At 74.6% G+C, this 5,944-nt stretch carries 6 protein-coding genes and 1 pseudogene; 4 read left to right on the plus strand and 3 right to left on the minus strand.

Annotated features, from left to right (window positions below):
- Positions 1 to 35: 35 nt before the first annotated feature.
- Positions 36 to 167, plus strand: a pseudogene (locus tag EF903_RS35550) (PTS fructose transporter subunit IIA); the annotation flags it as partial.
- A 185-nt stretch (positions 168 to 352) separates the two neighbouring features.
- Entirely contained in the window at positions 353 to 1,015 is a 663-nt protein-coding gene (locus EF903_RS27295; RefSeq protein ID WP_125547569.1) for an alpha-ketoglutarate-dependent dioxygenase AlkB, read from the plus strand.
- 3 nt (positions 1,016 to 1,018) lie between these two features.
- On the opposite strand, the gene EF903_RS27300 is transcribed toward EF903_RS27295, so the two are convergent.
- Complete coding sequence (locus tag EF903_RS27300) at positions 1,019 to 1,324, minus strand: DUF1232 domain-containing protein (protein ID WP_125547571.1); 306 nt, start codon at positions 1,322 to 1,324, stop codon at positions 1,019 to 1,021.
- A gap of 46 nt (positions 1,325 to 1,370) precedes the next feature.
- Complete coding sequence (locus EF903_RS27305; protein ID WP_125547573.1) at positions 1,371 to 1,832, minus strand: MarR family winged helix-turn-helix transcriptional regulator; 462 nt, start codon at positions 1,830 to 1,832, stop codon at positions 1,371 to 1,373.
- A gap of 119 nt (positions 1,833 to 1,951) precedes the next feature.
- On the opposite strand from EF903_RS27305, the gene EF903_RS27310 reads away from it, so the two are divergent.
- On the plus strand, positions 1,952 to 2,509 hold the full coding sequence (locus tag EF903_RS27310; RefSeq protein ID WP_125547575.1) for a DoxX family protein: 558 nt from the start codon (positions 1,952 to 1,954) through the stop codon (positions 2,507 to 2,509).
- Between the two features lie 100 nt (positions 2,510 to 2,609).
- A complete protein-coding gene (locus tag EF903_RS27315) occupies positions 2,610 to 4,418 on the plus strand; it encodes a glycoside hydrolase family 15 protein (protein WP_125547577.1) in 1,809 nt (602 codons plus the stop codon).
- A gap of 37 nt (positions 4,419 to 4,455) precedes the next feature.
- Here the strand turns inward: EF903_RS27315 and EF903_RS27320 are convergent.
- On the minus strand, positions 4,456 to 5,944 hold a 1,489-nt coding region (locus EF903_RS27320), incomplete at its 5' end, for a PP2C family protein-serine/threonine phosphatase (RefSeq protein ID WP_125547578.1).

A 5,944-nucleotide genomic window follows, 5' to 3' on the forward strand; every position in this document is an offset into this window, starting at 1 on the left:
GCGCTGCTGCTGGCGGCCCTGGCGGAGGCGGCCGGATGAGCGGCGGGCCGGTCGGGATCGTCCTGGTGTCGCACAGCGCACAGGTCGCGGAGTCGGTCGCGGAGCTGGCCGCCGGGCTGGCGGCGGGGCGGTGCGGCTGGACGGGGCCGGGCGCGGGGCCCGGCGGCCCCGGCCGCGTACCGGTGATCGGAGGCGAGCCTATGCGGCGGGGCGGTGCAGCGTCACGGAACGCGCACGGGACGCGGGCGCCGGATCACCCGCCGGCTCGGGGCGCCGGACCCGCCCGTCGGAGGCGAGGGCCCACCGGCCAGCGAATCGAGCTGATGTTCGAGTGGCGCGGTACGCTGGGCCCATGAGCACCCTCCGCGGCCCCTCCGCACCGGGCGGCCTCCCCGGCCTCCAGGGCTCCCTCTTCGACCAGGGCGAGGACGCCCGGCTCGGCCCGCTCGCCGGCCTGCGCCGCACCCCGCTGGGATCCGGCGCCTGGGTCGACCACCTGCCGGGCTGGCTCACCGGCGCGGACGCCGTCTTCGCCCACCTCGCCGAGCACGTGCCGTGGCGCGCCGAGCGCCGCCGCATGTACGAGCAGGACGTCGCCGTACCGCGCCTCCTCGCCCACTACGGCGAGGGCGAGCCGCTTCCGCACCCCGTCCTCGAAGAGGCCCGCGACGCCCTCTGCCGGCACTACGCCGCCGAGCTCGGCGAGCCGTTCGCCACCGCGGGCCTGTGCCTCTACCGCGACGGCCGCGACAGCGTCGCCTGGCACGGCGACCGCACCGGCCGCTCCGCCACCGAGGACACCATGGTCGCCATCGTCTCCGTCGGCGACCCGCGCGACCTCGTCCTGCGCGCCCGCGGCGGCGGGCCGACCCTGCTGCGCCTCCCCCTCGGCCACGGCGACCTCGCCGTGATGGGCGGCTCCTGCCAGCGCACCATGGAGCACGCCGTGCCCAAGTCCGCCCGGGCCGTCGGCCCCCGCATCAGCATCCAGTACCGGCCGCGCGGCGTGGCCTGACGCTCAGACCGTCTCCGGCTCCTTCGCCGCGGGCTCCCGGCGCACCGCGTGCGCGGCCGCCCGCAGCGAACGCAGCGTCAAGAGCAGCAGGCCGATGTCGTCGAGGTAGACCGGGTCGGGGACCAGGTCCACCGGCGAGACCGTGTAGACCACGGCCACCCAGAACAGGGCCTTGTCGCGCAGCGGCACCCCCGCGTCCAGCAGCATCCGCCGCGCCCGCACCACCCGTACCAGGAGCACCGCTGCCGCGGCGGCCAGCGCGAGGCCCACCGCCACCGCGACCGTCAGCCAGAGCGTCGTCGTGTCCATGCACCCTCCCTGCCCGTTCCGTCCACGGTAGCCCGCGGCCGCCGTGTCAGCCCTGCTCCCGCAGGCGGCGGCTGACCTCGCCGAGCCCGTCGGCGATGGCCTCCAGCTGCGCCGGGGTCAGTACGTCGATGAGGGCCTCGCGAACCGCCGCCACGTGTCCGGGGGCCGCTTCCTCCAGGCGGGCGCGGCCCGCCTCCGTGAGGACGGCGAAGACCCCGCGGACGTCGGAGGGGCAGCTGCGGCGCTGCACCAGCCCGGCCTTCTCCATCTGCGTCACCTGGTAGGTCAGGCCGCTCTTCGAATTGATCAGGCCATTGGCGAGTTCCGTCATCCGGAGCTCGCCGCGGGGGGCAGCCGCGAGCCGCACGAGTATCTCGTACTGCGGGTGGGAGAGTCCCGAGTCGTCCTTGAGCTGCTGGTCCAGATGCCGGTTCACCAGGGCGGAAGCCGCCAGGAAACCCCTCCAGGCGCGCATCTCCCGCTCGTCCAGCCATCTCGTTCCAGCCATGCCCCCAGGGTACACAGGTTGTTCCAATTTGAATCACTCGCTACTGTCGGCAAGGATGGCGGTTCGAATTTGAACAACTCCCCTCACCGCCGAGGGGCCGCCCGACCGGAAGGATCCCCATGACCAGCCCCTCCGTCGCCACGACGCAGTCGCAGGCCGCCGCACCGGCCGCCCCCCTCGCCCTGTCCGCCCCCGGATACGACGCCGGCCTGCTCCTGCTCCGCCTCGTCCTCGGCCTGACGATCGCCGCCCACGGCACCCAGAAGCTCTTCGGCTGGTTCGGGGGCGGCGGCATCAGCGGCACCGGCAAGTTCTTCACCTCCGTCGGCTACCCGGCGGGTGACGCGATGGCCGTCGTCGCCGGCCTCACCGAGACCCTCGGCGGCCTCGGCCTCGCCCTGGGCGTCCTCACCCCGCTCGCCGGCGCCGCCGTCACCGGCACCATGATCAACGCGATCGCCGTGCACGGCACCGAGTCCTTCTTCGCCACCAAGGGCGGCATGGAGTACGAACTCCTGCTCACCGCCGCCGCCGCGGCCCTCACCCTCACCGGCCCCGGCCGCCACGCCGTCGACCGCTTCGTGCCCTTCCTGCGGGCCCACCGGCTGACCCACGGCGCCGCCGCCCTCGCCGTCGGCGTCGCCGCCGCGGCCGTCACGCTCCTCGTCCGCTCCTGACGCAGCGGCGCCCCGCCCGCCCGTCCGCCACGGGCCGCCGGGGCGCCGTCCGCGCCGTTTCCGCTGATTGGGGCAGCCGATCCGCGGGAAAAGCGCACGAATGACACAACCCATCGAAGACTACGCAATCATCGGCGACCTGATGACGAGCGCGCTCGTCGGCCGCGACGGGTCCATCGACTGGCTGTGCCTGCCCCGCTTCGACTCCGCCGCCTGCTTCGCCGCCCTCCTCGGCACCCGCGAGAACGGCCACTGGCGTCTCGCCCCCGCCGCGGCCGCCGACGACGAGACGTGCACCCGCCGCGCCTACCTCGACGACACCCTGGTCCTGGAGACGTACTGGGACACCCCCGAAGGCTCCGTCAAGGTCGTCGACTTCATGCCGCAGCGCGACAAGGCCCCCGACGTCATGCGCATCATCGAAGGACTCTCCGGCAGCGTCACCGTGCGCAGCACCCTGCGCCTGCGCTTCGACTACGGACACGTCGTCCCCTGGGTCCGCCGCGTCGACGGCGAGCGCGTCGCCGTCGCCGGCCCCGACTCCGCCTGGTTCCGCAGCGAACCGCCCGTGCCCACCTGGGGCGAGGACAACAGCACCCGCTCCGAGTTCACCGTCGCCGCCGGCGAAAGCGTCGCGTTCGTCCTCACCTGGCACCCCTCGCACGAACCCCGGCCCCGCCCCGTCGACCCCCGCACCGCCCTGAGGCACTGCATCGAGGACTGGCGCGCCTGGACCGCGCAGTGCTCGTACGAGGGACCGTACCGGGAGGCCGTCACCCGCTCCCTGATCACCCTCAAGGCCCTCACCTACGCCCCCACCGGCGGCATCGCCGCAGCCGCGACCACCTCGCTCCCCGAGGAGATCGGCGGCGTCCGCAACTGGGACTACCGCTACTGCTGGCTGCGCGACTCCACCCTCACCCTCGGCTCCCTCATCTCCACCGGCTTCCTCGACGAGGCCCGCGCCTGGCGCGAATGGCTGCTCCGCGCCGTCGCCGGCAACCCCGCCGACCTGCAGATCATGTACGGCCTCGGCGGCGAACGCCGCCTGCCCGAGACCGAGCTGCCGTGGCTGTCCGGCTACGAGCGCTCCGCACCCGTCCGTATCGGCAACGCCGCCGTCGACCAGCTCCAGCTCGACGTGTACGGCGAGGTACTCGACGCCCTGCACCTGGCCCGCACCGCCGGCCTGCCCGCCGAACGCCAGGGCTGGCAGATCCAACTCGCCCTCCTCGACTTCCTGGAGCGCAACTGGCGCCGCCCCGACGAGGGCCTGTGGGAGGTCCGAGGCCCCCGCCGCCACTTCGTCCACTCCAAGGTGATGGCCTGGGTCGCCGCGGACCGCGCCGTGCGCACCCTGGAACGGGACCCGTCCGGGCGCGGCGACGTCGAGCGCTGGCGCGCCATGCGGGACGAGGTCCACCGCGACGTCTGCGAGAACGGCTACGACCCCGAACGCAACACCTTCACCCAGTTCTACGGCTCCCGCGAACTCGACGCCGCCACCCTCCTCATCCCGCGCGTCGGCTTCCTCCCGCCCGACGACCCGCGCGTGATCGGCACCGTCGACGCCGTCCGCGCCGAACTCGGCAGCAACGGCGGCCTCCTCCGCCGCTACAGCACCGAGGGACCCTCCGTCGACGGGCTGCCCGGCGACGAAGGCGCCTTCCTCGCCTGCTCCTTCTGGCTCGCCGACGCCCTCCACCTCACCGGCCGCGACAAGGAGGCGCGGGAGCTGTTCGAGCGGCTGCTCGCCGTCCGCAACGACGTCGGCCTCCTCGCCGAGGAGTACGACCCCGTCGCCGACCGCCAACTCGGCAACTTCCCCCAGGCGTTCAGCCACATCGGCCTCGTCAACACCATCCTCACGCTCGGCACCCCGGGTGGCCCCCCTTCCGGCCCGCACTGACGGCGCGCCGCGGCCCGACCCGGCCACCACCGGAGTCTCACGGCCGCGGCCGCCGCGGGGCGGCCTCCCGCGAGGCGAGCAGCAGCGCCACATCGTCCGCCCTGTCGGCGACGCCGCGGACCACGCCGATCAGCCGGTCCGCCGTCTCCGCCAGCGGCGAGGGCCGGGCCGCGGCCAGCGCCGCCCGCAGCCGCTCGACCCCCACGTCGATGTCCGTGTCCGGCATCTCCACCAGCCCGTCCGTGTACATCGCGAGGACCGCCCCCGGCGCCAGGCGGAAGTCCGTCACCGGGTACACGGCGTCCGGATCTATCCCCAGCACCACCCCGCCCGGCAGCTCCAGCACCTCGGCCCGCCCGTCCGCGTGCCGCAGCAGCGGCTGCGGATGCCCCGCCCGCACCGCCTGAGCCCGCCCCGACACCGGATCGAGCACCACGTAGCAGCAGCTCGCGAACTGCCCCGGGTCCAAGTCGATCAGCAGCCGGTTCGTGCCCGCGACGACCTGCTCGGGCGCGTTCCCGCTCAGCGCGAACGCCCTCACCGCACTGCGCACCTGGCCCATCGTCGCCGCCGCCGCCACACCGTGCCCCTGCACGTCCCCGATGACCAGCGCCAGCCGGCCCCCGGCCGTCTCCACTACGTCGTACCAGTCGCCGCCCACCTCCATGCCCACCGTCCCCGGGAGGTACCGGCCCACCGTCGTGACGTGCCGCCGCTCCGGCAGCCGGTGCGGCAGCAGCGCCGACTGCAGGCCCCGCGCCAGGGCCGCCTCCGAGTCGTAGCGCTGCGCCCGCTCCAGCGCCTGCGCGATCAGCCCCGCCAGCGCCGTCAGGACCGTACGCTCCTCCGGGCTGAAACCGCGGGGCGCGTCGAAGCCGAGGATGCAGGAGCCCACCGGCCGCCCCGACGCGATCAGCGGCAGGAACGCCCGCGCACCCACATGCGCGTCCAGCGGGATCCCCGGGTACGCGGCGGCCAGGTGCTCCATCGACTCGAAGAAGATCGGCCGCCCCGAGGTCAGCGTCTCCACCCCCGGAAGCCGCACGTCGAGCCCCACCCCGTCGAACCGGTCCAGGAACCCCTGCGGGAAACCCGTCTCCCACGCCAGGTACAAATGGCGGTCGCTCAGCAGGTAGATCGCCAGCTGGCGGCCCCCGAACGCCGGCAGCAGCTCCTGCGTCACCACCGCCGACACCTGCCGCGCCGTCACCGCCTCCGTCAGCGCGATCGCCAGCGCCACCGGCCGGTACAGCGCCGACGCCCGGTCCGCGGGCGCGCCCAGGTCCGCCCCGGGACGCACCACGGCCTCCGGCGCGTACGCCGGCTGCTCCGCCCCGCCGATGACGACCGTCACCCCGTCGGGTCCCGGGTACAGGTCGACCGCCACCCACTCCCCGGGCGGCTGCCGGCCCCGGCGCGCCGGGAAGTGCACCTGGTCGCCCGCCATGAACACCGCCCGGAAGTGGTCCTCGTACGCAGGGTGCCCCAGCCACGGCAGCGCCTCCCACAGCAGCCGCCCCCGAAGC

Source organism: Streptomyces sp. WAC05292 (assembly GCF_003949955.1).
Classification (GTDB): Bacteria; Actinomycetota; Actinomycetes; order Streptomycetales; family Streptomycetaceae; genus Streptomyces; species Streptomyces globosus.

What these genes read in the sequence shown, in the direction of transcription:
- EF903_RS27305 (WP_125547573.1), bottom strand. Translation starts at nt 1,832, where the DNA reads ATGGCTGGAACGAGATGGCTGGACGAGCGGGAGATGCGCGCCTGGAGG.
- EF903_RS27315 (WP_125547577.1), top strand. Translation starts at nt 2,610, where the DNA reads ATGACACAACCCATCGAAGACTACGCAATCATCGGCGACCTGATGACG.
- EF903_RS27300 (WP_125547571.1), bottom strand. Translation starts at nt 1,324, where the DNA reads ATGGACACGACGACGCTCTGGCTGACGGTCGCGGTGGCGGTGGGCCTC.
- EF903_RS27310 (WP_125547575.1), top strand. Translation starts at nt 1,952, where the DNA reads ATGACCAGCCCCTCCGTCGCCACGACGCAGTCGCAGGCCGCCGCACCG.
- EF903_RS27295 (WP_125547569.1), top strand. Translation starts at nt 353, where the DNA reads ATGAGCACCCTCCGCGGCCCCTCCGCACCGGGCGGCCTCCCCGGCCTC.